The sequence below is a fragment of the Modestobacter sp. SYSU DS0290 genome, assembly GCF_054050955.1.
Window position 1 is genome coordinate 1 of the sequence record NZ_JBJHAI010000046.1, and the last position, 2,283, is coordinate 2,283.

Sequence of the window (2,283 nt, forward strand, 5' to 3'; positions counted from 1 at the left end):
CCCGCCGCGCGGCCGCCGCCCCCCCCCCCCCCCCCCCCCCCCCCCCCCCCCCCCCCCCCCCCCCCCCCCCCCCCCCCCCCCCCCCCCCCCCCCCCCCCCCCCCCCCCCCCGGGAGGGGGACGACTGCGGGCGGGCGCCCGCCGATCAGCGCACGGCGCGGATCTGGGTGCTCGTCTGGGACAGCGGTGACCAGGCGTCGGGGTGCGGCTGGCCGGCGTCCACGACCCAGCCCGGGGCGCGGGTCGCGGTCGTCCGGCCGCGGGTCTCCGGTCGGGCGCTGAGCCGCACGATCAGGGTGAGCAGCACGAGCAGCCCCACGAGCACGCCGGCGATGATCAAGAGCGTCGAGAGCATGACTGGAAGTTAGTGGTGCGAACCGGTCCGTGTCAGAGCCGCGCGGGGGCAGAAGTAACCGAAGATGATCGGAAGAGTGTGGTCACTCTGCCAATTCGATCGATCTGTCGACTCGAACTGGACCATTGGTCTGGTCAGAGTCTGCCAGAGAGCGGCGACTTCGTCACCGGGGTGTCGGCGGCGCGGGGTCGACGAGGTCGGCGAGCACCTGGGTGAGCAGCCCGTCGGGCACCGCCTCGGGGTCGGGCAGCCCCTCCACGGCCAGCCCGTGGGTCAGGGCGAGGACGACGACGGTCAGCGAGGCGGCGTCCCAGCCGGTGTGCACCGGGTGCTCGGCCAGGAACCGGTCCACGACGGCGGCGACCCGGCCGCGCAGCTCGCGCCGGGCGGTCACGAACGCCGTGCGCACGGCCGGCTCGCGCACCGCACGCTGCCAGAACTCCAGGAACAGCAGCTGCCAGGCCGGGTCGCGCTGGGCGAGCTCGGCGCCGACCGCGGCCAGCGCGGTCGGCAGGTCGACGGTGCGGTCGAGAGCGGCCTCGACGGCGGCCACCCGGGTGGCCGCCTCGGCGTCCATCAGTGCCAGGAAGAGCTCGTCCTTGCTGCCGAAGCTGGAGTAGACCGCGCCCTTGGTGAAGCCGGCCGCGGCGGCGACCTGGTCGAGGCTGGCCGCCGCGTACCCGCGCTCGGCGAACACCGCACCGGCCGCCCGGAGCACCCGGCTCCGCACCTGCTCCTTCGGCAGGCGGGGTGTGCGCGGCGTCGCACCGCCCGGCCTTGTGCTGGTCACGGCTCTGAGGATACTGAGCGGTATCGGATACCGTCCAGTATCGAGGAGTGCAGGTGAGCACCGCGCACGGTCAGCACGAGGTGCCCCGTCGGGAGCTGCTGCCGGGGGTCACCCGGCGGGCGGCGGTCCTGGTGGTCGGCGTCCTGCTCCTGCAGCTGGGCTTCGTGCTCAGCTACGTGGGCGCCTTCCACGCCCCGACCCCGCGGGAGGTCCCGCTGGCAGTCGTCGCCCCGGCGGGTGCCCCGGCCGGCACGGCCGAGTCGATGGCGACCCGGCTCGACGGCCTCGACGGTGACCCGCTCGACGCCCGCGCCGTGGCCGACGAGGGCCGGGCCCGGCTGCTGCTGCGCGACCGGGAGGTCGACGGCGTCCTGCTGCTCGGCTCCGGCGCGGAGGACACCCTGCTGGTCGCCGGCGCGGAGGGTGGCGCGGTCAGCTCAGCGCTCACCGAGGTGCTCAGCGCCGTCGACGCCGCCCAGCAGCGCACGCTCACCGTCGACGACGTGGTGCCCGCCGCCGACGGCGACGCCCGCGGGCTCTCCGCGTTCTACCTGGCCGTGGGCTGGGTGGTCGGCGGGTACCTGGTGGCCTCGATCATCGGGGTCAGCGCCGGCTCCCGGCCGCTCACCCGGGCACGCGGGCTGGTCCGGCTGGGCGCGCTGGCGCTCTACGCCGTCGTCTCCGGGGTGGGCGGCGCGGTGATCACCGGGCCGGTGCTCGACGTCTTCGACGGTCACCTGCTCACCCTGTCGGCCTTCGGTGCGCTGCTGGTCTTCGCCGTCGGCGCGTTCACCATGGCCCTGCAGGTGTGGACCGGGCTCATCGGCATCGGCCTGGCGATCCTGCTGTTCGTCGTCCTGGGCAACCCCAGCGCCGGGGGCGCCTACCCCGCGCCGCTGCTGCCGCCGTTCTGGGCGGCGATCGGCCCCTGGCTGCCGCCGGGCGCGGGCACCAGCGCCGTCCGCGGGATCGTCTACTTCGGCGGTGCCGGCGCGGGGCAGGCCTGCCTGGTGCTCGCCGGTTACGCCGCCGTCGGCCTGGTCGCCACGGTCCTCGGCTCCGGCCGCCGCACCGCCGCCGACCCCGAACCCGCCTGACGTCGGGCTCTCGGTACCGAGAGCCCGACGTCACGCGTCGAC

Annotated in this window: 3 protein-coding genes; 1 reads left to right on the forward strand and 2 read right to left on the reverse strand. The window is 76.0% G+C overall.

Features of this window, described 5'->3' with window-relative positions; genetic code table 11:
• Window positions 1–144: 144 nt before the first annotated feature.
• Together ACI795_RS19400 and ACI795_RS19405 are read right to left on the reverse strand one after the other, a co-directional pair.
• Window positions 145–354 (reverse strand): hypothetical protein, encoded by a 210-nt coding sequence (locus ACI795_RS19400; protein WP_457077300.1) that lies wholly within the window; start codon window positions 352–354, stop codon window positions 145–147.
• Between the two features lie 163 nt (window positions 355–517).
• A complete protein-coding gene (locus ACI795_RS19405; protein ID WP_457077301.1) occupies window positions 518–1,144 on the reverse strand; it encodes a TetR/AcrR family transcriptional regulator in 627 nt (208 codons plus the stop codon).
• 53 nt (window positions 1,145–1,197) lie between these two features.
• Here ACI795_RS19405 and ACI795_RS19410 point away from each other — a divergent pair, with 53 nt between their 5' ends.
• Entirely contained in the window at window positions 1,198–2,241 is a 1,044-nt protein-coding gene (locus ACI795_RS19410; RefSeq protein WP_457077302.1) for a DUF3533 domain-containing protein, read from the forward strand.
• Window positions 2,242–2,283: the final 42 nt, after the last annotated feature.

Coding starts and splice junctions, on each gene's coding strand:
- ACI795_RS19400 (WP_457077300.1), bottom strand. CDS start 354: ATGCTCTCGACGCTCTTGATCATCGCCGGCGTGCTCGTGGGGCTGCTC.